The 24,683-nt window shown below is 71.8% G+C and carries 22 protein-coding genes and 1 pseudogene; 17 read left to right on the top strand and 6 right to left on the bottom strand.

What is annotated here, in order from left to right; genetic code table 11:
- The first annotated feature begins 52 nt into the window (after window positions 1-52).
- Entirely contained in the window at window positions 53-673 is a 621-nt protein-coding gene (locus OG858_RS42875; RefSeq protein WP_086748569.1) for an L-threonylcarbamoyladenylate synthase, read from the top strand.
- Between the two features lie 21 nt (window positions 674-694).
- Here the strand turns inward: OG858_RS42875 and OG858_RS42870 are convergent, their stop codons facing one another.
- Entirely contained in the window at window positions 695-1,720 is a 1,026-nt protein-coding gene (locus OG858_RS42870; RefSeq protein ID WP_086748570.1) for a DUF6745 domain-containing protein, read from the bottom strand.
- 74 nt (window positions 1,721-1,794) lie between these two features.
- Window positions 1,795-2,121, bottom strand: coding sequence for a hypothetical protein (locus OG858_RS42865; RefSeq protein WP_037698336.1), 327 nt, complete (start codon window positions 2,119-2,121; stop codon window positions 1,795-1,797).
- Between the two features lie 308 nt (window positions 2,122-2,429).
- On the opposite strand from OG858_RS42865, the gene OG858_RS42860 reads away from it, so the two are divergent.
- From OG858_RS42860 to OG858_RS42840, 5 genes are read left to right on the top strand one after another with little or no spacing between them, the layout of a single operon-like run.
- Window positions 2,430-3,398, top strand: coding sequence for an STM4015 family protein (locus OG858_RS42860; RefSeq protein ID WP_086748571.1), 969 nt, complete (start codon window positions 2,430-2,432; stop codon window positions 3,396-3,398).
- A gap of 36 nt (window positions 3,399-3,434) precedes the next feature.
- A complete protein-coding gene (locus OG858_RS42855; protein ID WP_319065333.1) occupies window positions 3,435-4,610 on the top strand; it encodes an STM4014 family protein in 1,176 nt (391 codons plus the stop codon).
- A gap of 28 nt (window positions 4,611-4,638) precedes the next feature.
- Window positions 4,639-5,445, top strand: a complete 807-nt coding sequence (locus OG858_RS42850; protein ID WP_327726141.1) for an STM4013/SEN3800 family hydrolase — start codon at window positions 4,639-4,641, stop codon at window positions 5,443-5,445.
- Window positions 5,442-6,782, top strand: a complete 1,341-nt coding sequence (locus OG858_RS42845; RefSeq protein WP_328543880.1) for an STM4012 family radical SAM protein — start codon at window positions 5,442-5,444, stop codon at window positions 6,780-6,782. Before OG858_RS42850 ends, OG858_RS42845 begins: the two co-directional genes overlap by 4 nt.
- 13 nt (window positions 6,783-6,795) lie before the next feature.
- Window positions 6,796-7,689: an STM4011 family radical SAM protein gene (locus OG858_RS42840; protein ID WP_319065334.1), complete on the top strand. Its 894-nt coding sequence runs from the start codon at window positions 6,796-6,798 to the stop codon at window positions 7,687-7,689.
- A gap of 229 nt (window positions 7,690-7,918) precedes the next feature.
- On the opposite strand, the gene OG858_RS42835 is transcribed toward OG858_RS42840, so the two are convergent.
- Together OG858_RS42835 and OG858_RS42830 are read right to left on the bottom strand one after the other, a co-directional pair.
- Complete coding sequence (locus OG858_RS42835; protein ID WP_086751642.1) at window positions 7,919-8,623, bottom strand: response regulator; 705 nt, start codon at window positions 8,621-8,623, stop codon at window positions 7,919-7,921.
- Window positions 8,620-10,266: a sensor histidine kinase gene (locus OG858_RS42830; RefSeq protein WP_086751644.1), complete on the bottom strand. Its 1,647-nt coding sequence runs from the start codon at window positions 10,264-10,266 to the stop codon at window positions 8,620-8,622. The genes OG858_RS42835 and OG858_RS42830 overlap by 4 nt, the downstream gene beginning before the upstream one ends.
- Window positions 10,267-10,742: 476 nt before the next feature.
- Between OG858_RS42830 and OG858_RS42825 the strand changes: the two genes are divergently transcribed.
- Genes OG858_RS42825 through OG858_RS42815 form a run of 3 tightly spaced genes read left to right on the top strand, consistent with a single transcriptional unit; the run spans window position 10,743 to window position 13,766 of the window.
- Window positions 10,743-11,726: a Bug family tripartite tricarboxylate transporter substrate binding protein gene (locus tag OG858_RS42825; RefSeq protein ID WP_046706780.1), complete on the top strand. Its 984-nt coding sequence runs from the start codon at window positions 10,743-10,745 to the stop codon at window positions 11,724-11,726.
- The gene (locus tag OG858_RS42820; protein ID WP_086754602.1) at window positions 11,723-12,262 is read left to right on the top strand and encodes a tripartite tricarboxylate transporter TctB family protein; all 540 of its coding nucleotides are present in this window, start codon (window positions 11,723-11,725) and stop codon (window positions 12,260-12,262) included. Before OG858_RS42825 ends, OG858_RS42820 begins: the two co-directional genes overlap by 4 nt.
- Before the next feature lies 1 nt (window position 12,263).
- Window positions 12,264-13,766 (top strand): tripartite tricarboxylate transporter permease, encoded by a 1,503-nt coding sequence (locus OG858_RS42815; protein ID WP_319065336.1) that lies wholly within the window; start codon window positions 12,264-12,266, stop codon window positions 13,764-13,766.
- 66 nt (window positions 13,767-13,832) lie between these two features.
- On the opposite strand, the gene OG858_RS42810 is transcribed toward OG858_RS42815, so the two are convergent.
- Window positions 13,833-14,360, bottom strand: a complete 528-nt coding sequence (locus OG858_RS42810; RefSeq protein WP_037698362.1) for a hypothetical protein — start codon at window positions 14,358-14,360, stop codon at window positions 13,833-13,835.
- A 315-nt stretch (window positions 14,361-14,675) separates the two neighbouring features.
- Here OG858_RS42810 and OG858_RS42805 point away from each other — a divergent pair, with 315 nt between their 5' ends.
- The 3 genes from OG858_RS42805 (at window position 14,676) to OG858_RS42795 (ending at window position 18,524) form a co-directional block, all read left to right on the top strand.
- Window positions 14,676-16,598 carry an AMP-dependent synthetase/ligase gene (locus OG858_RS42805; protein WP_328543881.1) on the top strand — a complete coding sequence of 641 codons (1,923 nt, stop codon included), beginning with the start codon at window positions 14,676-14,678 and terminating at the stop codon, window positions 16,596-16,598.
- A 95-nt stretch (window positions 16,599-16,693) separates the two neighbouring features.
- The gene (locus tag OG858_RS42800) at window positions 16,694-17,119 is read left to right on the top strand and encodes a hypothetical protein (protein WP_086748967.1); all 426 of its coding nucleotides are present in this window, start codon (window positions 16,694-16,696) and stop codon (window positions 17,117-17,119) included.
- A 157-nt stretch (window positions 17,120-17,276) separates the two neighbouring features.
- Window positions 17,277-18,524: a DUF4032 domain-containing protein gene (locus tag OG858_RS42795; RefSeq protein ID WP_086748968.1), complete on the top strand. Its 1,248-nt coding sequence runs from the start codon at window positions 17,277-17,279 to the stop codon at window positions 18,522-18,524.
- A gap of 31 nt (window positions 18,525-18,555) precedes the next feature.
- On the opposite strand, the gene OG858_RS42790 is transcribed toward OG858_RS42795, so the two are convergent.
- Window positions 18,556-19,428, bottom strand: a complete 873-nt coding sequence (locus OG858_RS42790) for a universal stress protein (RefSeq protein WP_086748969.1) — start codon at window positions 19,426-19,428, stop codon at window positions 18,556-18,558.
- A 57-nt stretch (window positions 19,429-19,485) separates the two neighbouring features.
- Here OG858_RS42790 and OG858_RS42785 point away from each other — a divergent pair, with 57 nt between their 5' ends.
- From OG858_RS42785 to OG858_RS42765, 5 genes and pseudogenes are all read left to right on the top strand, one after another.
- The gene (locus tag OG858_RS42785) at window positions 19,486-19,842 is read left to right on the top strand and encodes a VOC family protein (protein WP_328543882.1); all 357 of its coding nucleotides are present in this window, start codon (window positions 19,486-19,488) and stop codon (window positions 19,840-19,842) included.
- 89 nt (window positions 19,843-19,931) lie between these two features.
- Entirely contained in the window at window positions 19,932-21,608 is a 1,677-nt protein-coding gene (locus OG858_RS42780) for an FAD-dependent oxidoreductase (RefSeq protein WP_319065340.1), read from the top strand.
- Window positions 21,609-21,627: 19 nt separating this feature from the next.
- Window positions 21,628-23,124, top strand: a complete 1,497-nt coding sequence (locus tag OG858_RS42775) for an ATP-binding protein (RefSeq protein ID WP_328543883.1) — start codon at window positions 21,628-21,630, stop codon at window positions 23,122-23,124.
- Window positions 23,121-23,471 (top strand): UBP-type zinc finger domain-containing protein, encoded by a 351-nt coding sequence (locus tag OG858_RS42770; RefSeq protein WP_086748973.1) that lies wholly within the window; start codon window positions 23,121-23,123, stop codon window positions 23,469-23,471. The genes OG858_RS42775 and OG858_RS42770 overlap by 4 nt, the downstream gene beginning before the upstream one ends.
- Window positions 23,472-23,672: 201 nt before the next feature.
- Window positions 23,673-24,651, top strand: a pseudogene (locus tag OG858_RS42765) (threonine/serine dehydratase).
- Window positions 24,652-24,683 lie beyond the last annotated feature (32 nt).

Below are 24,683 nucleotides of genomic sequence, written 5' to 3'. Positions count from 1 at the left end.
GCCTGCGGCCCCACCGACGGGCGGGCGGCCCTCCGAGGCATAAGCTCGGTCAATGGCCAAGTACTTCGACGTTCATCCCGACAACCCCCAGCCGCGCGCCATCGGGCAGGTGGCCGACAGTATCCGTCAGGGTGGGCTCATCGCGTATCCGACGGACTCCTGCTTCGCGCTGGGGTGCCAGCTCGGCAGTCGTGACGGCATCGAGCGGATCCGTACGATCCGGCAGCTCGACGACCGGCACCACTTCACCCTGGTGTGCGAGAACTTCGCTCAGCTGGGTCAGTTCGTGCACGTCGACAACGACGTGTTCCGCGCCGTGAAGGCGTCGACGCCCGGCAGTTACACCTTCATCCTCCCCGCGACCAGGGAGGTGCCCCGCAAGCTCCTGCACCCCAAGAAGAAGACCGTCGGTGTGCGCATCCCCGACCACCGCGTGGCCCAGGCCCTGCTCGCGGAGCTGGGCGAGCCGCTCGTCTCCAGCACCCTGCTGCTGCCCGACGAGGAGGAGCCGCTGACGCAGGGCTGGGAGATCAAGGAACGCCTCGACTACCTGGTCGACGCGGTGGTGGACTCCGGCGACTGCGGCACGGAGCCGACGACCGTCATCGACTTCTCCAGCGGCGAGGCGGAGATCATCCGCAAGGGCGCCGGCGACACCTCACGGTTCGAGTGACCCCGAGAGCCGCGGCGGGGCTCAGGTCTGCCGCAAGGGCTCGTAGGCCTCGGCGCTCAGCCCGAACGTCCAGGCCACCCCTTGGCGGGCCGTGGTCGTCGTGGGCGGCACCCGCAGCCAGTAGGTACGGCTCGTGCCGTCCGGCTCCGGCGTGGAGTTGACGACCTCCACCATCACCACGTCCTCGTCGCCGGGCAGGGCTATGCGCCACAACACACCCGTCTCGTCGCGGTGCACCGGCTTCGCCCCGGACTCCTCCAGATAGCGGTCGTAGCCGTAGTACTCGAGCATCACGCGGCGCAGCTCCGCGTTCTCCTCCGCCTGGATCTCCGCCGGGGTCAGCGCGCCCAGCCGGTCGAGGAACTCGCCGGGGACGGGCAGTCCGCGCCAGGCGTGCAGGGCGAATCCGTCGGTGTGGGCGAGGGCGGGTCCGTCGCCGCGGTCCAGTCGGCCCGCCTCGTCCCGGTGAAGCTCCACGGGCCGCTCGGCGACGACCGCGACGTTCTCGTACGGCCACCACCAGCCGGCCGTGCGGGCCACCTCGGCGAGTCCGTCGAGAGCGGGGGCCGCGTCGAAGGCCGAGAGCCAGGCCGCGTCGTGCTGGCCCAGGACGGCATCCAGGAGAAGCAGCCGGATACCGGTCTCCTCCTTGCGGTCGGCGGGGGCCAGGGCCTCCATGACGCCCGTGCGGACGCGGTCGACGAGCGGCCGGGTCGTCTCCCAGAGGTCGGCGCCCGTCGCATGCCAGTGGTCGCTCCAGCCGGTGGGGCCCAGCCGGGTGTGCAGCCGGGCACGTTCGGCGGCGACGGGTCTGTTGCGGACCGCGTCGCGGACGCTCGCCCCGGTCGCCGGCAGCGCCTCGCCGCCCTCCGCCGGTGCTCCCGACAGCAGGCGTACCGCCTCCAGGGGCGAGCGGGCCCACACGATCCGCTCGGGCTCCCGCAGCCCCGCCCGCCGGTAGGCGAGCCGTACGCCCGCCTCGGTCCGGGCGCGGTCGCCCGTCCCGGTGGCCGCCGCCACCGCCCGCCAACTCGTCCGTTCCGTCACGCCGTTCCTCCTGTGTCCCGATGCCTGTCACCTGCGGGCCGCCGCACACCACGGCCACCGTCTGCCTCACGGCTTCAGTCGGCCACGATCCGCACCGACCCCGGCACGTACTCGCGCTGGCGTACGACCCGGTACCAGCCCTTGGGCAGGGAGATGACCGCGTGCTCCTCGTGGACGACGCGGGCGCCCTCCGGCACGTGCAGCAGCATCGGCCCGAACGCGCTCGCCTCGCGGATGAGACGGCCGGGGCCGACCACGGCGTGGGCGTGACCGGTGACCTCGCCGAGGGCGAGGACGAGCCGGCCGCGCCCGTCGCGGGGTTCCGAGGCTGCGTCGAGCGCACTGCCGGGCACGGCGCTCTCCGCCAGCGGCGCGATGAGGACGTCTCCTTGCCGGTACATGGGTCTCCCTCCCGTCGGGCACTCGGTGTGCCACGAAAAAACCGTAGAGGCAGCCACTGACATCGATACTCGTAGCGGGTTCCGGTGTTCGTGGCTCTGCCACCGACTGACATCCGGCCCGCGCACGGCGGTTCGCCGGGTCGGGCACGACTGTTTGTCCACAGGACAGGGGTCCGCCGCACACGATGTCAGTCGGACTTGGTACAACTCCCCTACCCGGCGGCACTGTGTGCTCCGGGTGCACAGCGGGCGCACCGGGTACGGACTCGGCTGCCGCCCATGGACATGGAACGAAGGGGCGGGCGCACATGACCATCGGGAGCCATCTGGAGGATTTCCACGGCCTGCCGGTCCACCGCTTCCCCACGTCGGTGAAGGACTCGGAGGGCGTGGGGCACCTGCCCGCTCCCGAGTCGGTGGCCTGGAGCATCGCCGTGGACTCGTACGACAGCGAGGAGGAGTGGGAGGACGCGTTCGCACGGTTCCTGGCCTCGGTCGACACCACGCAGGTGCGGGCGCTGGTCGTGGGGTCCTGGAGCGAGGCGTACGACAACGGCCCCGAGAAGATCGTCGAGGCCCTCGTCGCGGCGAAGGACCGGCTGCCCGCGCTGCGCGCGCTGTTCCTGGGCGACATGGTGGTGGAGGAGTGCGAGATCTCCTGGATCAACCAGGGCGATGTGGGCCCGCTGCTGAACGCCTTCACCGAGCTGGAGGAGTTCGGTGTGCGGGGCGGCCAGGGACTCGGCTTCCCGACGCTGCGGCACGAGCGGCTGCGGTCCCTGACGGTCGAGACCGGCGGCATGCCCGTCGACGCCGTCCGGGGGATCGCGGGCAGCGATCTGCCGGCCCTCGTCGAGCTGGACCTGTGGCTGGGCACGTCCGAGTACGGCGGCGACTCCGAGGTGGCCGACCTGGCGCCGATCCTCGCGGGCACCCGGCTGCCGGCCCTCAAGCACCTGGCGCTGCGCAACAGCGAGATGCAGGACGAGATCTGCGCGGCCGTGGCCTCGGCGCCCGTGGTGGCCCGCCTCGACGTCCTCGACCTGTCGATGGGCGTCCTCACCGACGACGGCGCGACCGCGCTGCTCACGGGCCAGCCGCTCACCCACCTCACCACGCTGGACCTGCACCACAACTACCTCAGCGCGGCGATACGCGACCGCCTCCGGGACTCCCTGGAGGCCGCCGGGGTCCAGGTCGACGTCGACGCCGACGACGCCGAGTCGGACGAGGAGGAGGACGGCACGGTCTGGCGGTTCGTCGCGGTGGGCGAGTGAGCGCGTAGAAGCTCGCGAGCGAAAAAGGGGGATGGTGTGTCCGGTTGGAGCGGTGCGGCGGGGGCGGGGCCCGGCCCGTACAGGTGGGTGGTCGTCGGTAACGGGGAGAACCGGCGGGTCGGGCTGTTCGTCGCGGCGGCGGAGGCCGCCGGTGTCGGCACGCCGCGTGTGGTCGAGTGGCGGGACGTGCTGCGCGACGGCGGGCACATGTTCGCCGACGACGAGATCGTACGGCTGGACTCGCCGGGAGAGAACGCCGAGGTGGACCGGCTGCTGCGGGGCGTCGACGATCCGACCCGGGTGGAGGGCTCGGCCACCTGGTACACCCGTTTCCTGGCGGCGGTGGGGTCGTTGCGGGGCGGGCTGCGGCTGGACGATCCGGCGGATCTGCCGGTGCTGTTCGACAAGCGGCTGTGCCACGCCCGGCTCGACGCGGCCGGGGTCCCGGTGCCCCCGTCGCCCACCTCGGGCGACGCGCGGCCGGTACGCGGCTGGGACGACGTGCGGGCGGCGATGCGGGAGCACGGCATGCCGCGTGTGTTCGTGAAACCGGCCCACGGGTCCTCCGCGTCCGGTGTGCTGGCCGTCGAGTCGACGGCGAGCGGACGGATCAGGGCCACCACCTCGGTGGAGGTGACCGCCGACGGCCGGCTGCACGCCCCGCTTCGGCTGCACAACTCGCTGCGGGTGCGGCGCTACTCGGACGAGCGGGAGATCGCCGGCATCGTCGACGTCCTCGCGGCCGACGGGCTGCACGTCGAGCGCTGGCTGCCGAAGGCGTCCGCGCAGGGCAGGTCCGCCGATCTGCGGGTCCTGGTCGTGGCGGGCCGGGCCACGCACGCGGTCGTCCGCACCAGCCGTTTCCCGATGACCAATCTCCATCTCGGCGGGGCCCGGGGCGATCTGACGTCGGTCGTGGACGCGGCGGGCGACCGCTGGAGGCAGGCGCTCGACATCTGTGAACGGGCCGCCGCCTGCTTCCCGGGCACGCTGTGCGTCGGCGTGGACCTGTTGCCGGCGATCGGCTGGCGGCGGTTCGCCGTGGGCGAGGTCAACGCCTTCGGCGATCTGCTGCCCCGGCTGACCGGCCTGCCGGGCGGCCCGGCGGAGGGCCTGGACACCTACGCGGCACAGCTCGCGGCGGTGCGCGACGCACTGTCCCCCGCCCCCTCGCACCACCCTCGGGCAAGGAAAGACCATGCACCCTTCTGACACGGCCGGCGCGGCCTGCGCCCCCGACATGAACGAAGTGGTGGGCCGCGACGACCTGCTGCTGCTCACCCTCGACACCCTGCGGTACGACGTGGCCGTGGAGCTGGCGGCGGAGGGCCGGCTGCCGAACCTGACCGCCCACCTGCCGGGAGGCACCTGGGAGAAGCGGCACGCGCCCGGCAGCTTCACCTACGCCTCGCACCAGGCGATGTTCGCCGGTTTCCTGCCGACCCCGGCGGCGCCGGGACCGCACCCGCGTCTCTTCGCCGGCCGGTTCGCCGACAGCGAGACGACCGCGGGGCGCACCTTCGTCTTCGACAGCCCCGACCTGGTGTCGGCGCTCGCCGGGCACGGCTATCGCACGGTGTGCGTAGGCGGTGTCGGCTTCTTCAACAAGCAGGGCGCACTCGGCAGCGTCCTGCCGGGCCTGTTCCAGGAGAGCCACTGGGAGCCGGAGTTCTCCGTGGCGTCACCGACGTCCTTCGAGTCCCAGGTGGCCCGCGCCGAGCGGATCGTGGCCGAACTGCCGGCGGAGGATCGGCTGTTCCTGTTCCTCAACGCCTCGGCACTGCACCAGCCCAACTGGTTCCATCTGCCGGGCGCCACCCGCGAGGCGGGCGACAGCCTGGTCACGCACGCGGCGGCCCTCGTCTACATCGACCGGCACATCGGGCGGCTCTTCGCCGCGATGAGTTCACGGCGCCGCTGCTTCGCCGTCGTCTGCTCCGACCACGGGACCACGTACGGCGAGGACGGCTACACCGGGCACCGTCTCGGCCACGAGGCCGTGTGGACCGTCCCCTACAGCCACTTCTTCCTGGAGCCGTCCGCATGACCGTGACCGACACCGTGGTCCGCCCCTATCAGCACTACGTGTACGCCTACCCGCACAAGACGGCGTACCGGAAGCTGCCCGGCAGCCCACGGCTCGCGGACCTGTGGGCCGGGGAGTCCCGGCAGGCGCTGTCGCTGTACGCGCACATACCGTTCTGCGAGGTGCGCTGCGGTTTCTGCAATCTCTTCACGCGGATCGGCGCGCCCGACGGACTGACCGGCCGCTATCTCGACGCCCTCGAACGGCAGGCGATCGCGGTGCGGGAGGCGCTCGGGGACGCGGAGCCGACGCGGTTCGCGAACGCCGCGTTCGGCGGCGGCACGCCGACCTATCTGGAGGCGGCCGAGCTGGAGCGGCTGTGCGACATCGCCGAGCGGCACATGGGCGCGGACCTGCGGGCGGTCCCGCTGTCGGTCGAGGCCTCCCCCGCCACGGCGACGGCCGACCGGCTGGCCGTGCTGGCGGACCGGGGCACCACGCGGCTGAGCCTCGGTGTGCAGAGCTTCGTGGCTCAGGAGGCGCGTGCGGCCGTACGCCCGCAGCGGCGGTCCGATGTGGAGGCGGCGCTGTCACGGATCCGCGACACGGGTATCCCGGTCCTCAACATCGACCTGATCTACGGCATCGACGGGCAGACGGCGGCCAGTTGGCGGGTGTCGCTGGACGCCGCCCTCGCCTGGCTGCCGGAGGAGATCTACCTCTATCCGCTGTACGTCCGGCCGTTGACGGGGCTCGGCCGCCACGCGGACCCGGAGGTGGCGGGCCGCGACTGGGACGAGGCCCGGCTGCGGCGCTACCGCGAGGGCCGCGACCATCTGCTCGCGCACGGCTACGAGCAGGTCTCCATGCGGATGTTCCGCCGTACGGACGCGCCGCCGCAGGGGCCGGACGACTACGTCTGCCAGACCGACGGCATGATCGGCCTGGGCTGCGGCGCGCGTTCCTACACGTCGAAGCTGCACTACTCCTTCGACTACGCGGTCGGCATGGGACAGATCCGCACGATCATCGACGACTACACGGCCACCGAGGACTTCGGCCGGGCCGTGCACGGCCGCGAGGTCGACGAGGACGAGGCGCGGCGCCGCCATCTGCTGCAGTCGCTGCTCCAGGCGCGGGGGCTGCCGGTGGCGGAATACGGGCGGCGGTTCGGGTCGGACCCGTACGCGGACTTCCCGCTGGAGCTGGACCTGCTGGCCGGGCGGGGCTGGCTGGCGGACACGGACACCGGGTTGCTGAAGCTCTCCGCCGAGGGGCTGGCCCACTCGGACGCCATCGGGCCCGGCTTCTTCTCCCCCGCCGTACGGGCCGCGATGGCCGAGTACGAGCTGAAGTGACGGGACCGGAACCATGGACCTGACGATCCTCTACCGCGGCCCCCTCGCCTCCTGCGACTACGACTGCCCGTACTGCCCGTTCGCCAAGCGCCGCGACTCGACGGCTCAGCTGCGGGCCGACCGCGCGGCCCTGGACCGTTTCACCACCTGGGCTCGGGAACAGACCGGCGACCGGCTGTCGGTGCTGTTCACGCCGTGGGGCGAGGGGCTGGTGCGCTCCTGGTACCGCAAGGCCCTGGTCGACCTCTCCCATGAACCGCACATCGACCGGGTGGCGATCCAGACGAACCTCAGCTGCCGCACGGAGTGGCTGGCGCAGGCCGACCCGGACACCGTGGCCCTGTGGTGCACGTACCACCCCGGGCAGACCCCGTACGAGCGGTTCCTCGACAAGACCCGTCGGCTGGCCGGGACGGGGATCCGCTTCAGCGTGGGGATCGTCGGCCTTCCCGAGCACCTGGAGCACGCCCGCCGGCTGCGCGGGGACCTGCCGGAGCAGGTGTATCTGTGGGTGAACGCCGCCGAGGGGCGCACCTACACCGACGAAGAGGCCGCGGTGTGGAGCGAGCTGGACCCCCTCTTCCCCTTCAGCCGCCACCCGCACCGCTCGGCGGGCCGCGCCTGCCGTACCGGCTCGACGGTCATATCGGTGGACGGCGAAGGAACCGTGCGCCGCTGCCACTTCGTCAAGGCCGAACTGGGCAACCTCTACGACGGTTCCTTCCGCACGGCACTCGCACCCCGCCCGTGTCCCCTGTCCGTCTGCGACTGCCACATCGGGTACGTCCACCTCGAAACGCTCCCGCTGTACGACGTCTTCGCGGGCGGCGTCCTGGAACGCGTACCGACGGTGGAGGCACGACACGGGCTTCCTCCTCAGCGGGTGACCCTCGGGCGCAGACCATGAGCATCGACGCCTGCGCGACCTCGACCTCGGCCTCGACCTCGGCCTCGACCAGGAACAGGAAGCGAGTTCGTCCATGACCTCAGCGGTCGACAGCGGCGTGTGGACGTGTGGAACTGATGTGCGTGTTTCCCGCGGCCACGTCCACCTCGACGACCGGCCGGAGGAGGTCCTCGACGTCGCACGACGGCACCTGGGGCTGCGGCGGCAGCCGACCGGGTCCCGTGCGCCCTCACGCCCGCCAGCTGTACCGCCGCTCCGGCCGCCCGGCCACCCCGTAGCGCAGGGAGACGTCCGCGCTGCCGGTGCCGTGGAAGTACTCCAGGTAGCGGCGGGCGCTGACCCGGGAGATGCCGGTGAGGGAGGCGCACTCGGTGGCGGAGAGGGTTCCGTCGGTGCCGCGGAGGGTGCCCTCGATCAGCTCGGCGGTCTCGACGCTCATGCCCTTGGGCAGGGCGCCGGCCGCCGAGGCGGGCGCGGTGGCTCCGGCGAGAACGCGGTCGACGTCGGCCTGGCCGCGTACGACGGTGGTGAGCAGACGGCCGCGCTGGGCGGCGTACCGCTGGAGCCGGGAGCGCAGCTCCTCGAACTCGAACGGTTTGAGGAGGTAGTCGACGACACCGTGGCGGACCGCGCCGCGCACGCTGTCGGCCTCCCGGGCTGCACTGATGACCATGACATCGCAGTCGTGTCCCGCGGTCCGCAGCCGGGGTATGACGTCGAGGCCGAAGCCGTCGGGGAGGTAGAGGTCGAGCAGGACCAGGTCGGGGCGCAGCTCGTCGACGGCCGCGACCGCCTGTTCCCCGGTGCTGGCGACGCCGACGACGCGGAACGGCTCGACGCGTTCTACGAAGGTGCGGTGGACCCGGGCCACCATGAAGTCGTCGTCGACCACGAGCACGTCGACCGTGCCGGGCGGGCTGCTCGTGCCGTTCATGGTGTCGCTCCTTCCGCCACCGCGTCGGCGAGGTGGCTGACGGTCATGCGGGCGGTGAACATGGCACCGTCGGTGGTGTTGGTCACCGAGATCTCACCGCCGTGCCGTTCGCAGACCAGGCGGGTGAGGGCGAGTCCGATGCCGCGTTCGCCTTCCCGCGCGGCCTTGGTGGTGAAGCCGTGGGAGAAGACCTCGCGGGCGAGTTCCGGGGCCACGCCGGGGCCCGAGTCACGGACGACTATCTCCACGCTGGAGGCGTCCTGACACAGTTCCACCTCGACCCAGGCCTCGCGTCTGTCGGCGCCGCCCCAGGACTCGGGATCGTCGGGCACGGTCGTGGTGGTGGCGGCCGCGTCCACGGCGTTGTCGACGAGGTTGCCGACCACCGTGGCCACGTCGGCGGCGTCCTCGGGGGCGAGCCGGTCGAGTGCGGTGGCGTCCGAGATCCGCAGGGTGACCCGGCGTTCGGCGGCGAGGGACGTCTTCGCCATGAGCAGGGCGGCGACGGTGGTGTCACGGACGCGGCGGCTGAGGGTGACGTCGAGGGAGTGGCGGTGCCGGCTCAGCGCGCGGATGTAGTGGACGACCTCGTCCTGCTCTCCGATCTGGATGAGCCCGGAGATGGTGTGCAGCTGGTTGGCGAACTCGTGGGCCTGGGCGCGCAGCAGTTCGGAGGAGCTGCGGAAGGAGCCGATCTCCCGTTCGAGGCGGGCCAGCTCGGTACGGTCCCTCAGGGTGGTGACGGAGCCGAGGTGGCGGCCGTCCTTGGTGACGGTCATCCGGTTCATCACCAGAACCCGGCCCCGGCGTACGACGACCTCGTCGCGTGTGTGCGGCCCCTCTTCCTGCGCTCCGGCCAGGACGTCCCGCAGTCGTCCCTCCACGCCGAGGTCGGCCAGGCTCTTGCCGACGCAGTCCTCGGGCAGGTCGAGCAGGCGCCGCCCCATCTCGTTGACGAGGGTGAGCCGGTGCTGGGGGTCCAGGGCCACCACGCCCTCGGCGATGCCGTAGAGCATGGCCTCGCGGTGTTCGGCGAGGCCGGCGATCTCCTGGGGCTCCAGGCCGAGGGTCTGCCGTTTGACGCGCCGGGCGAGCAGCCAGGAGCCGGCGAGGCCGAGGCCACTGGCGATGCCGAGGTAGGCGAGGAGGTAGGAGGAGGCGCCGCTGAGGCGTTGCCACGCGGTCGGGGAGGCCTCGCCGATCATCACCGTGCCCAGGAGCAGGCCGAGGTTGTCCTTCGTCGTCGCGCCGAGCACGGGCACCTGGGCGACGAGTTCGCGGCTGCCGTCGAAGGTCAGCGGGCCGGACCAGCCGCGGCCCGCGACGGCACCCCGGCCGGTGGGCATCGGGTCACCGATCACGGTGGGGTCGGTGGAGCTGACGATCCGGCCGTCGGCATCGGCCACGGTGACGGAGGTGACCCCCGACTGGGTCTGGGTGGAGTTCACCAGGGGTGCCAGCGCCTCGTGCGCGACGGACTGGGCGAGCCGGTCGCGGACCAGGGGGTTCGCGGCGAGCTGCTCGGCGAGCGCGGTGACCCGGCGGCCCTCGACCCGGTTGAAGGTCGCCGCCGACTGCGTGAGCGAGACCGCGGCGACCGCCACCAGCACCACCACGACGATGGCGAGCTGGAGGACCAGCATCTCGCCTGCGAGGGTATGGCGACGGAACACCACGACGGACTCTTCTCTCGTGCCGACGCCATGTCGGGCGTCTCGCTCTACTCTCCTGCCGACGCCACGTCGGGCGTCTCGCTCTACTCTCCTGCCGACGCCATGTCGGGCGTCTCGCTCTACTCTCCTGCCGACGCCATGTCGGGCGTCTCGCTCTACTCTCCTGCCGACGCCACGTCGGGCGTCTCGCTCTACTCTCCTGCCGACGCCGCACCCGGGGTCCCGCGGCTTGGGCGCCGCCTTGTGCGGTGGGTCGCACAATCATGGCGCCCGCGTGCGGTCCGGGAAAGAGAGGTGTGCGGGACGTGCTCATAAGGTGACAGGGGCCGCGACCACTACGACCACAACCTCCGTTGCTTCCGCAAGTGCGTCAGGCCCGCCCCCCGCGGGCACGATGTGGCCCAGGTCACTGTTGCCCTCGACCCAACCGACAGGTGGTGGCATTCGTGCGGCTGCGCACCCCCCTCGCCCTGCTCGGGGCTGCTGTGCTCGTGCTCGTGGGGCCGCCGCTGCTGACGACCGGCAGCGGCAGCGAGACCGGCACCCAGATCCCGGGCCTGCGCTTCATGGTGCCGAACACGCCCGGCGGCGGCTACGACATCACGGCCCGGACGGCCGCGAAGAACGCCGAGGACGCCGGGCTCACCCACAACATCGAGGTGTTCAACCTGCCCGGCGCCGGCGGCACGGTCGGTCTGAGCAGGCTGGTCAGCGAACACGGCAACGGCAAGCTCGCGATGTCGATGGGCCTCGGCGTCGTGGGCGCCGTCCGCTCCAACGACGCGCCCAAGACCCTCGCCGACACCACGCCGATCGCCCGCCTCACCGAGGAGCAGGACGTCGTGGTGGTCGCCAAGGACTCGCCGTACAAGACGATCGACGAGCTCATCGGGGCGTGGAAGGAGGACCCCGGGAAGCTGCCTGTGGGCGGTGGGTCGGCGCCGGGCGGGCCCGACCATCTGGCGCCGATGCTGATGGCGCAGGCCGCCGGGATCGCGCCGAAGGACGTCAACTACATCCCCTTCGACGGCGGCGGTGAGCTGCTCGCGTCGATCCTCGGCAACAAGGTCGCCTTCGGGGTGTCCGGAGTGGGCGAGTACCTGGACCAGATCAAGGCGGGCGAGCTGCGGCTGCTCGCGGTGACCGGCCCGGAGCGGGTGGCCGGGCTGGACGCGCCGACCCTCCAGGAGGCGGGCTACGACGTGAACTTCACCAACTGGCGCGGCATCGTCGCCCCGCCCGGCCTCACCGAGGCCCAGCGCGACAAGCTCACCCGGCTGATCGAGGAGCTGCACGACTCACCGCAGTGGCGGCAGTCGATGAAACAGAACGGCTGGGACGACGCGTTCCTCACCGGCGACGAGTTCGGCGACTTCCTGGACGCCCAGGACAAGCGCGTGGTGTCGGTTCTGAAGGAGCTGGGACTGTGACGACGGAGACCACCGGCACTCCCCCGGCGCCCGCGGCCGGGCGCCACTCCTGGCTGCGCGACCACTCCGAGCTCGGCGTCTGCGTCCTGCTGCTGGCACTCGGCGTCCTGGTCCTGACCGACGCGCTCACCATGGACGTCGACATCGCGCAGCGGGGCCCCGTCGGCCCGAGGACCGTGCCGATCGCGGTCGGCGCCGGGCTGCTGCTGATAGCCGCCCTGCTCGCCGTCGACGTGCTGCGCGGTGGCCGGGGCCAGGCCGAGAGCGGCGAGGACATCGACCTGTCCGAGCCCGCCGACTGGCGCACGGTGGCGCTGCTCGCCGGCGTGTTCCTCGGCGCGGCCGTGCTGATCGAACCGCTCGGCTTCCCCATAGCGGGCGCGCTGCTGTTCTGGGGCGCGGCCTACGCCCTCGGCAGCCGGCGCCTCGACCGCGATCCGCTGATCGCGGCGGTCATCTCCCTGGTCACGTACGCGGTGTTCAACAACCTGCTCGGGGTGCCGCTGCCGGGTGGCCCGCTGATGGGAGTGCTCTGACATGGACGCCCTCAACTCCCTCCTCGACGGTTTCGGCACGGCCCTGACACCGATCAACATCCTGTGGGCCGCGATCGGTGTCCTGCTGGGCACGGCGATCGGTGTGCTGCCAGGCATCGGTCCCGCCATGGCGGTGGCGCTGCTGCTGCCGGTGACGTACGGGCTGAACCCGGTCGGCGCGTTCATCATGTTCGCGGGCATCTACTACGGCGCGATGTTCGGCGGTTCCACCACCTCGATCCTCCTCAACACCCCCGGGGAGAGCGCGGCCGTGGTGGCGGCCATGGAGGGCAACCCGATGGCCAGGTCGGGGCGCGGCGCGCAGGCGCTGGCCGCCGCCGCCATCGGACACTTCGCGGGCGGCATGATCGGCACGATCCTGCTGGTGGCGCTGGCGCCGGCGGTCGCCGAACTGGCCGTGGACATCGGCGCCCCGGACTACTTCGCGATCATGGTGCTGGCGTTCATCGCCGTGACGTCCGTACTGGGCTCGTCCCGGATCCGGGGGCTCGCCTCCCTGCTGATCGGACTCACGATCGGCCTGGTGGGCCTGGACCAGATGACCGGCCAGCAGCGCCTGACCTTCGGTTCCCTCCAGCTCGCCGACGGCGTCGACGTCGTGATCGTCGCGGTCGGCCTCTTCGCCATCGGAGAGGCCCTGTGGGTCGCCGCCCATCTGCGGCGCAGCCCGCCCGAGCCGATCCCGGTGGGCCTGCCGTGGCTCGGCCGCTCCGATGTGAGGCGGAGCTGGAAGTCATGGGTGCGTGGGCCGTTCATCGGCTTCCCGTTCGGCGCGATCCCGGCGGGCGGCGCCGAGATCCCCACCTTCCTGTCGTACGTCACCGAGAAACGGCTGTCGAAGCACCAGGACGAGTGGGGCAAGGGGGCGATCGAGGGGGTGGCGGGCCCGGAGTCGGCGGCGTCGGCCTCGGCGGCGGGCACCCTCGTCTCCATGCTGACCCTCGGCCTGCCCACCACGGCGGTCGCGGCGGTCATGCTGGCCGCCTTCCAGCAGTACGGCATCCAGCCGGGCCCTCTGCTCTTCGAACGCGAGCCGGACCTGGTGTGGGGCCTGATCGCCTCGCTCTTCGTCGGCATGGTCCTGCTGCTCGCGCTCAACCTGCCGCTGGCCCCGCTGTGGGCGAAGCTGTTGCGGATCCCGCGGCCGTACCTCTACGCGGGGATCCTGTTCTTCGCGGCGGTCGGCGCGTACGCGGTCGGCGGCGAGGTGATCGACCTGGTGATCCTGCTGGTCATCGGCCTGATCGGGTTCGGTATGCGCCGCTACGGCCTGCCGGTGCTGCCCGCCGTCATCGGCGTCATCCTCGGCCCCAACGCCGAGCAGCAGCTGCGGCGCGCCCTGCAGATCAGCGACGGCAGCGTCAGCGGCCTGGTGAACACGCCGTTCTCGGTGACGGTGTACGCGATCATCGCCGTGCTGCTGGCGTGGCCGCTGCTCAAGCGGCTGGTCACCCGCGTCCGCCCGCCCGCCGGGCCCGGGTGACGATCCCGGCCCGGGTGACGACCGCAGCCGTGGCGAGTCGAGCCCCGGTGAGCCGGGGCGTGCCGCTCAGCCCGCCGCGCCCCGCTCGGCCTCCTCGTGCAGGAAGGCGCTGATCTGCCCGGCGATACCCTCCCGGCCCGTGCCGCCCGCCGGGTCGAGGAGGTCCTCGTCGACGCCGATGCCGCCGGACCACAGATACCGCTCGGCCCACTCCTCGTCGACACGCAGCTGGACCTGGATGTCGAACTGCGTGAGGTGGGCCTCGGCGGCGGCCGCGTACAGCACGGAGGTGGCGCGGCGCAGGGGGTAGAGGTCGAAGCCCTCGATGAACCGGGAGTTGCGCCAGTCGAGGAAGGCGCTCTCGCCGTCGGGCCCGGTGCGGATGTCGAGCTGGCCGTCCTCCAGATGGAGGCCGACGTGTTCGGCGCCGCGGTTCTCCACCGTCACCCGGAACCGGAAGTACGTCAGGCCCTCGGCGGCGTCGTCACGTCCACGCGGGGGTTCCGCGCACTCCACTCCGTGGACGCGCACGCGCAGGCCGGCCAGATCGCCGTCGTACTCCTGCCAGTCCCCGATCACGTTGGGCTCGCGCACCGTCCACCTCTCCACATCGGCGGGACACCTCCCGCGTTCGCGCGCACCACAGTGCCACACCCGTATGACGTCCGGGTTCGGGGTATTACCGCCGGTCAGACGTGATCAAGCCGTGTGCAGCGACGATTCACGGGAGGGCCCCGCAAGGGAGGTCCGGCACGTGCCGCACATCACGTTCACAGCCCACGGTGCGGATGCGCGGCGGCCGACTTGCCGATTCCGTGAGCGGACGTCGGCGCCGTACGCTACGTTCGATCACCGCCGGTTGGCGCACCGCTCGGCGAGGTCGCGTCCAGGGAAGGTTCTGAGCGTCGCATGGGCAACTTCGGCATTGCTCCACCGACGGGCCCGGTCATGGCCGGAGGGCTGGCCGATCCACTGTTCGAGACGGCGCACCGTCATCCCGCTCTGCCGCAGATCGCGCGCCACGACCCCACCTCCCCGGGCACCTGGACACAGGTGAGCGCGGCCGAGACACGGGACGAAGTGGTCGAGCTGGCCAAGGGGTTGATCGCGTCCGGGATCCGGCCGGGCAATCGGGTCGCGGTGATGGCACGGACCCGCTACGAGTGGACGGTCCTCGCCGTCGCACTGTGGGCCGTGGGCGCCGAGATCGTGCCGGTCTGTCCGACGTCGTCGCGCGACCAGATCGAGTGGATCCTGCGGGACGCTGCCTGTGTGGGCGTGGTCGTCGAGGACGAGATGGGCGTGATGACGGTCGGCTCGGTGTGCGCCAAGCTCCCGCTGCTGCGGCACGTCTGGCAGTTGGACGCCGAGTCCCTGCCGCAGCTCGTCGAGGCGGGCCGGGAGGTGCCGGACGCGACGGTGGACTCGCTGCGCCGCATCGTCATGCCGGACTCCACCGCGGTGATCGCGTACACGTCCGGCACGACCGGCCGGCCCCGGGGCTGCGCGCTCTCCCACCGCAGCCTGGCGAGCCCCTGCGACGTCCTGCTCGCCGGGTGGCGGCAGACCGCCGCCGCGCCGGGTGAACAGCCCGCGATCCTCGCGTTCCTGCCGTTCTCGCACGTCTACGGCCTGATGATCCAGGCGATGTGTCTGCGTGGCGGGCTGCTCCTCGCGCATGAGCCGGTGTCGACCGAGGAGGCGCTGTCCGCGGCTCTGCGGTCGTTCCGGCCGACCTTCCTCTTCGGTGTTCCCTATCTCTTCGAGAAGATCTACAAGAACTTCCTGCGCAAGGCCCAACAGGCGGGCCGGGGCCCACTGTTCGAGCGCGCGGTGCGCACCGCCCAGGACTACGCCCTCGCCGTCGAAAGGCAGCGTCTGGACACGGGCCCCGGCCCGGCCATGGACCTGAAGCTCCAACACGCTTTCTACGAGAAGACGGTGTACCGCAAGCTGCGCGCGGCCCTCGGCGGCCGGGTGCGCGCCGGCTGTTCCGGCGGCTCCCCCCTCAACCGCGACCTCACGCTCTTCTACGCCGGTATCGGCATCCTCGTCCACGACGGGTACGGCCTCACCGAGACCGCCGGGGGCATCACCGCCCAGCCGCCGGGCCGGGAGAAGTTCGGCACGGTGGGCCGTCCGCTGCCGGGGACCGAGATCCGGGTGGCCCGGGACGGGGAGATCCTGGTGAACGGGCCGTCGGTGTTCCAGGGCTACGTCAACGACGAGGCGGGCACCCGGGCCGTGCTCCAGGGCGGCTGGCTGGCCACGGGGGACATCGGGCGGCTGGACAACGAGGGGTATCTCTCCATCACCGGCCGCAAGAAGGAGATCATCATCACCAGCGGGGGCAGGGGCGTGGCCCCGGCGCCGCTGGAGGAGCAGCTGCGGATGCATCCGCTGATCCACCAGGCGGTGGTCGTGGGCGACAACCGGCCGTGCGTGGGTGCCCTGATCACGCTGGACCCGGAGTTCCTCGCGCACTGGCGGGGGTCGCTGTCCGCGCCGGGTGAGCTGCTGGGCAGGGAGGCGCGGGAGGAGAACGCGCTGCGGCAGGAGGTGGTGCGGGCGATCGCCGCGGCGAACAGCACGGTGTCGCGCTCGGAGTCGATCCGCGTCTACCGCATTCTTCCCGAGCCGTTCGACCTCGCCAACGGCATGCTGACCCCGTCGATGAAGCTGCGCCGGGACACCATCGTGCAACGGTACGAGGCCGAGATCGAGGCGATGTACGCGACGTCGGCGCGAGCCGCCCGCCGCACCGCGTCGGAGGAGGTCGCCGGCTGGGACGACCAGGACTCCGACAACGTGTTCCGCCGCGCCCGGCGCTGACGACGAAACCCGTCGCTCCCCGCCCCGCCGGTCCACTACGCTGCCCCGGACTTCGACCGATCGAACAGAAACCGGGGGAACCGTCAGTGGCAGGTATGGGGCCGAGAAAGCTGCTCACCACGGTGGTGGCGCTGGGCGGCGGGCTGTTTCTGTTCGGCGCGGCGGCACTCCGACTGGAGACCCGACTGAACGGTGTGGCTGGGCAGTTCGTGGTCTCACGGTGCGAGGTGTCCGAGTCGCGCGGCGACGACGAGTGGAAGTGCAGCGGGTCCTTCCGGGCCGACGACGACTCCTTCCTCATCCCCGCGGTCGAGGTGGACACCACGTTCGCGACGAAGCCCACCGGGCTGGTGCCCGTCTACGTGGACGACAAGTCGTCGACCACGGCCGTCGAGCGGGACAACGGCGTCTGGCTGTACCCGGGCGCGACCGGGCTGGTGTGCCTGGGCGTGGGCGCGTGGAACGTGCGGTCCGCGCTCCGGCGGCCGAAGGAGAAGCCGACCGCGCCGGTTGCCGCCTGACCACGGACCGGCCCGCTGTCCGACGGACCTGACCACGGGTCGGGCGGCGGTTGACGAAAGGGTCCTCCGGATGCGGAGATGCTCCGGGCGGAAGTGGGAGACCACCGCCCGTCAGCACTCCGCACCACCGTGAGACGAAGGCAGAGGACCAGGACCCATGGCACTGCAGATCAGCGCCACCAACCCGGAACACCCCGCGCTGCTGCTCGAACTGCCGTGGCACGTGCCGCTGGAGGAGTGGCCCGAGCACCATCTCGTGCCGCTCCCCCGCGGTATCTCCCGCCACGTGGTGCGCTACGCCCGCGCCGGTGACGAGGTCGTCGCCGTCAAGGAACTCGCCGAGCGGCCCGCCCTGCGCGAGTACGAGCTGCTGCGTGACCTGGACCGGCTCGGCATCCCCGCCGTGGACGCCCTCGGCGTGGTCACCGGCCGCACCGACGACGCCGGTGAGCCGCTGGAGTCCGTGCTGATCACCCGACACCTGGGCGGCTCGATGCCGTACCGCTCGATGTTCGAGACGACCATGCGTCCGGCCACCATGCACCGTCTGATGGACGCCCTCGCCGTCCTGCTGGTGCGGCTGCACCTCGCCGGGTTCGCCTGGGGCGACTGCTCGCTGTCCAACACACTGTTCCGGCGGGACGCGGGCGCCTACGCCGCGTATCTGGTGGACGCCGAGACGGGCGACCTGCACACGCAACTCAGCTCCGGGCAGCGGGAGTACGACCTCGATCTCGCCCGCGTGAACATCAGCGGCGAGCTGCTGGACCTGGAGGCGTCCGGGGCGCTGCACCCCTCGGTGGACCCGATCGAGTTCGGCAACGAGATCTGCTCCCGCTACCACAAGCTGTGGAAGGAGCTGACGCGCAGGTCGGTGTACCCGGCCGGGAAGTACCACTACATCGAGCGCCGGATCCGTCGGCTCAACGAACTCGGTTTCGACGTCGCCGAGATGCAGATCGAGCATTCCGGCAACGGTGACACGGTGACCTTCGTGCCCAAGGTCGTCGACGCGGGCCACCACCAGCGGCAGTTGCTGCGGCTGACCGGTCTGGACACCGAGGAGAACCAGGCCCGGCGGCTCCTGAGCGACCTGGAGAGCTGGATGGTCACCCAGGACGACTACGCCCCGGGCGACCCCCTGGGCGCCCGTCCCGAGGTGCTGGCCCACCGCTGGGTGCGGGAGGTGTTCCGCCCGACCGTGCGGGCCGTCCCGCTCGAACTGCGCGGTTCGATGGACGGGGCCGAGATCTACCACCAGCTCCTCGAACACCGCTGGTACCTGTCCGAGCGGGCCCAGCACGACATCGGCCTCGACACGGCGGTGAAGGACTACATCGACAACGTCCTTCCGAGGACACTGGCGCTGCTGCCGGCGCCTGCGGAGGACGCCGCGCCCAGGTGAGCCGCCGGGCGGCCGGGGGCACCGGCCGCCCTCACTCGTGCGGGACCACGGCCACCGGGCAGCGCGCGTGGTGCAGGACACCGTGGGCCACCGAGCCGATGCGGGCGCCGACGGCCGTACGGCGGGCGCGGCGCCCGACCACCATCAGCTGGGCCCGCTGCGCCACGGACAGCAGCACCTGCCCGGCGCTGCCCATCTCGACGTGCTGGGTGACGGGCACCTCGGGAAAGCGCTCCCGCAGCGGCTCCAGTGCGGCGGAGAGGGCCTTCCTCTCGTACGGTTCCAGGCCGCCGGCCTCGTCGAGGAGCTTCAGCGAGCCGGGGCTGTACGCGTACAGCGGCGGCAGCGCCCACGCCCGCACCGCGCGCAGGGACGCCCCACGGGCCGCCGCCGTCTCGAAGGCGAACCGCAGGACGTCGGCACTGTCCTCCGGTGCGCCCTGCTGCCCCACGACGACCTCACGGCCGGCGGCCTCGCCCGCCGGGCTGTCCTCGGCCCGGACGAGCACGACGGGACGCGGCGACTCGACGATCACCTGCTGCCCGACGGAGCCCAGCAGGAAGCCGACCACCGCGCCGTGCCCGCGCGAGCCGAGCACCAGCGTCTCCGCGTCCTCGGCGGCGCCGACCAGTGTCTCGACCGGCGGACCCTCCACCAGCTCCGTCGTCACCGCCAGCCCCGGGTGCCGCTCGGAAACGCCCCGCGCCGCCTCCGCGAGTGCCTCCCGGGCCCACCGCACCTGTCCGTCCCGGTCCACACTGATCGCCTCGTGCGGCTCCCACCGCCACGCGTGCATCACCCGCAGCGCCAGGCCCCGGCGTACGGCCTCCCGGCCGGCCCACGCCAGCGCGGCGAGGCTCTCGGGCGTGCCGTCCACCGCGGCGGTGATCGGGCGCGTCGTCATCGGCCACCTCTCTGTAGTCACATCGCTGACAGGCCCAGTCTTCACTACCCTCGCCGCATGACCTTGCAGTGGGAGCAGATCGTGGTGGACTCGGCGGACCCGGTCGCGCTGGGACGCTGGTGGGCGGAGGCGCTCGGGTGGGTGGTGGTCGACGACTCCCCCGAGGAGTACGAGATCCGTCCGGCCCCGGACCGCCTTCCCGGGCTTCTGTTCGGGCGCGATCCGGAGGCCAAGACCGTCAAGAACCGCCTGCACCTCGACTTCCGTCCCGTCGACCAGGCGGCGGAGGTCACCCGCCTCCTCGCTCTCGGCGCCCGGCACGCGGACGTCGGACAGAACGGTGACGAGCCATGGGTGGTGCTCGCGGACCCGGAGGGCAACGAGTTCTGCGTACTGGCCGCGCGCAGGAGCTGACGCCGCTGCCACGGCCCCGGCTGCCGGGAAACCGGGCGAACCCTCACGGCCGAACATACGATGGGCCCATTGGCTAGGGGTGGAGGCGTATGACTCAGGCTGTCGGTGCGGCGCGGAACGTGATCCTCACCGTGGATGACGATCCGGGGGTGTCCCGCGCCGTCGCACGGGACCTGCGGCGCAGATACGGCGAGTCGTACCGGATCGTGCGGGCGGAGTCGGGGCAGTCGGCGCTGGATGCCCTGCGGGAGCTGAAGCTGCGCGGGGACCAGGTGGCGGTGATCCTGGCCGACTACCGGATGCCGGAGATGAACGGCATCGAGTTCCTGGAACAGGCGCTGGACGTCTATCCGGGGGCGCGGCGCGTCCTGCTCACCGCGTACGCCGACACCGGCGCGGCGATCGACGCGATCAACGTCATCGACCTCGACCACTATCTGCTGAAGCCGTGGGACCCGCCGGAGGAGAAGCTCTATCCGGTCCTGGACGACCTGCTGCAGGCCTGGCGGGCCGCCGACCGAACGTGTGTGGGCACCACGAAGGTGGTCGGGCACCGGTGGTCGGCCCGGTCGTCGGGCGTACGGGAGTTCCTGGCGCGCAACCAGGTGCCGTACCGCTGGTTCTCGTCGGACGAGCCGGAGGGGCGGCGGCTGCTCGCGGCCGCCGGTACGGACGGCGAGCGGCTGCCGCTGGTCGTCACCCCGGACGGTACGCCGCTCGTCGCGCCGGAGGACCCGGAGCTGGCGGAGCGGGTGGGGCTGGCGACCACGCCGGCCCAGGACTTCTACGACCTGGTCGTCATCGGCGGCGGACCCGCCGGGCTCGGCGCGGCCGTGTACGGGGCGTCGGAGGGGCTGCGGACGCTGCTCGTCGAAAGGTCGGCCACAGGCGGGCAGGCCGGGCAGAGTTCACGTATCGAGAACTACCTCGGGTTCCCCGACGGGGTGTCCGGCGGCCAGCTCACGGGCAGGGCGCGGCGCCAGGCCACCAAGTTCGGGGCGGAGATCCTCACCGCCCGCGAGGTGAGCGGTCTGGAGGTGAACGGGGCGGCGCGTACCATCCGGTTCTCCGACGGTTCGGCGGTCGCCGCGCACAGCGTGATCCTGGCGACCGGCGTGTCGTACCGGCAGCTCGCCGCGCCGGGCTGCGCGGACCTCACCGGCTGCGGTGTGTTCTACGGCTCCGCGCTCACCGAGGCCGCCGGTTGCCAGGGGCACGACGTGTACATCGTGGGCGGCGCCAACTCGGCCGGACAGGCCGCGATGTACCTGTCCCGTGGCGCCAAGTCGGTCACCCTCCTCGTCCGCGGCGAGTCGCTCACCGCGTCCATGTCGCACTATCTGATCCAGCAGCTCGCCGAGGCGCCGAACGTCTTCGTACGCCCCGGCACGGTCGTCGAGGCCGCGCACGGCACGAACCAGTTGGAGCAGCTGACGCTGAAGGACCTGGCGAGCGGGCGCGAGGAACTCGTCGACGCGCAGTGGCTGTTCGTCTTCATCGGCGCCGAGCCGCACACCGACTGGCTGGAGGGGACCGTGCTCCGCGACGAGCGCGGGTTCATCGTGGCCGGGCCCGACATGACCAGTGACGGGGGTCCGCCGGCGGGCTGGGAGCTGGACCGCCCGCCGTACCACCTGGAGACGAATGTGCCCGGTGTGTTCGTCGCCGGGGACGCGCGGTCGCAGTCCGCGAAGCGGGTCGCGTCCGCAGTGGGAGAGGGAGCGATGGCCGTGATGCTGGTGCACAGGTATCTGGAGCAGTCATGACAACCGTACGGGTGTCGTCGTGAGCGGGCAGCCGTCGCCGTGCGACCGGGCCGAGCTGAGCAGGCTGTTCCTGTTCGAGAAGCTGGACGACGGGCAGTTGGACCGGCTCTGTCGTGAGGGCCGGGTGGAGCGGTTCGAGCCCGGTCATGTCTACCGGGAGGGCGAGCCGGCCACCTGCTTCTTCGTGCTCCTGGAGGGCACGCTGGTGATGTCCCGGCAGGTCGGCGACGACGACGTGGAGATCAGCCGCAGCTCCCAGGTCGGCGTGTACGGGGGCGCCTTCCAGGCGTATCTCGGCGACCAGGCGGACCAGGCCCGTTACAAGGGTTCCATGCGGGTCACGGTCCCCTCGCGGTTCTTCGTTCTCCCCGCGACCTCCTTCGCCCGGATCATGCGCGACTGGTTCCCCATGGCCGTCCATCTGCTGGAGGGCCTGTTCTTCGGCAGTCAGAACACCCAGCGCACGATCGGCCAGCGTGAACGTCTCCTGGCCCTCGGTTCGCTGTCCGCCGGGCTCACCCATGAACTCAACAACCCCGCCGCGGCGGCCGTACGGGCCACCTCCGCGCTGCGGGAGCGGGTGGCCGGGATGCGGCACAAGCTCGGGGTCATCGCCGCCGGGCCGTACAAGCGGGCCACGCTGGAGTCGCTGGTAGATCTGCAGGAGCGGACGGCCGAGCAGGTCGCCAAGGCGACCCCGCTCAGTCCGCTGGAGGCCTCCGACCGGGAGGACGAACTGTCGGACTGGTTCGACGACCACGGCATCGCGGGCGGCTGGCAGCTCGCGCCGAACTTCGTGCAGGCCGGGCTCGACACCGACTGGCTGGACCAGGTCGCGGCCGCCGTGGACGAGCACACCCTCGAAGGCGCGGTCCGCTGGCTCAACTACACCGTCGAGACCGAGCTGTTGATGAACGAGATCGAGGACTCCACCACCCGTGTCAGCCGGCTCGTCGACGCGGCCAAGCAGTACTCACAACTCGATCGTGCCCCGTACCAGAACGCGGACGTCCACGAACTCCTCGACAGCACGCTGCTGATGCTGTCCGGGAAGATCGGCGAGCGGATCGAGGTGGTGAAGGAGTACGACCGCACTCTGCCGCGCATCCCCGCATATCCGGGTGAGCTGAACCAGGTGTGGACGAACCTGATCGACAACGCGGTCTCCGCGATCAACGACACCGGCGGCGCGGGCACGCTGACGGTACGGACGGCGCCGGACCACCGTGACCAGGTGCTCGTGGAGTTCCGCGACACGGGTCCCGGTATCCCGGCGGATATCCGGGGGCGTATCTTCGACCCCTTCTTCACCACCAAGCCGGTCGGGCAGGGGACCGGGCTCGGCCTCGACATCTCCTGGCGCATCGTCGTCAACAAGCACCACGGGCATATCGAGGTCCACTCCCGCCCCGGCGACACCCGCTTCCAGGTCTTCCTGCCGCTCACGGCACCGTCGGCCGACCTGGACCTCACGCTCGCCGACGACCCGGACCCTGCCCCCGAGGAGGCCTCATGACCCTGCCCGCCGGAATCGACCCCACCGTCCCGCCGAGCGGTGACGGATGCGTGGAGTGCGACGCGGCCGGCGGCTGGTGGTTCCATCTGCGACGCTGCGCCCAGTGCGGGCACATCGGCTGCTGCGACTCCTCGCCGGCCCAGCACGCCACGGCCCACGCGGGGGCCACGGGGCATCCCTTCGTACAGAGCTACGAGCCCGGCGAGTCCTGGTTCTGGAACTACGAGACCTCCGAGATGTACGAGTCCGGTCCCGACCTCGTCCCGCCGCTCAGCCATCCGGCCGACCAGGCGACGCCGGGGCCCGCGGGCCGCGTCCCTCCGAACTGGACCGAGGCCCTGCGGTGACTCCCCACGCCCCTTGAAGGGCCTGTGGCCCTTCAAGGGGCGTGGGGAACTCCGCGAGCAACCACGACGGACCGGCCGGCGGGCGGGGGTCGAAGGGGCGCAGCCCCTGGGGAGGGACGGGTAGGGGCTGCGGGGGCGAGGATAGTCTCGGCGGGGACCGGCACCGGTCGTCACCAGGCAGCATGGAACGAGGTGGATGTGTTGATCGGGATCTCCGAGATCCAGGACGCGGCCGCGAGGATCGCCGGGCATGTCGTGCGGACGCCGACGATCCCGAGCCCGGGGCTGTCCGCCCTCCTCGGCGTACCGGTCACCACGAAGCTGGAGCTGCTGCAGCGAACCGGCTCCTTCAAGGCACGCGGCGCGACGGCGAAGCTCCTGACGCTGACGGACGCCGAGCGCGCGGCCGGGGTCGTGGCGGTCAGCGGCGGTAATCACGGGATCGCGTTGGCGCACATGGCCGCCACGCTGCACATCAAGGCGACCGTGGTGATGTCGAGGACCGCCTCACAGCGCGCCATCGACCTCGTCGAGGCGGCCGGGGCCTCGCTGCGGCTCACCGACGGGATGGCGGAGGCGTTCGCGCTGACCGAGCGGCTGCGGTCGGAGGGTCTCACCCTCGTCCACCCGTTCGACGACCCGTTGGTGATCGCCGGTCAGGGCACCGTCGGTCTGGAGTTCACCGAGGACGTCGAGGAGACGCAGCGGTCCGGCGCGCTCACCGACGTGCTCGTGAGCATCGGTGGTGGCCGGGCTCGTCGCCGGTGTCGCGGCGGCCTTCGCGGCCCTGCGTCCCGGCGTCCGCGTCTGGGGTGTGGAGACCGTCGGCGCCACGGCCATGACCGGGGCGGTGGCGGCGGGCGGACCCGTGACCGTCCCCCTCTCCTCCATCGTCACCACGCTCAGCGCGCCCTCCGCCTCCCAGCTCACCTACGACCATGTGGCCGCCCTCGTCGAGGACGTCCTGGTGGTCTCCGACGCCGAGGCGGTGCAGGGCGTCCTCGACTTCGCCGAGCACGCCAAGGTGTGGACGGAACCCGCCGCCGGATGCCTGCTGCCGGCGGCCCGGCAGGTGCTGGAGCGGGTCGGCGACGGCGCCCGGCTGGGCCTCGTGGTCTGCGGCGGCAACGCGACCACGGCCGACATCACGGGCTGGGCCAGGCAGTTCGGGCTGCGGTGACCCCGGCCGCCACTGCCGCCCCAGCCGCCCCA

The sequence above is a fragment of the Streptomyces europaeiscabiei genome, from assembly GCF_036346855.1.
Taxonomy (GTDB): domain Bacteria; phylum Actinomycetota; class Actinomycetes; order Streptomycetales; family Streptomycetaceae; genus Streptomyces; species Streptomyces europaeiscabiei.
This window is presented reverse-complemented; position numbering and strand designations above follow the sequence as displayed.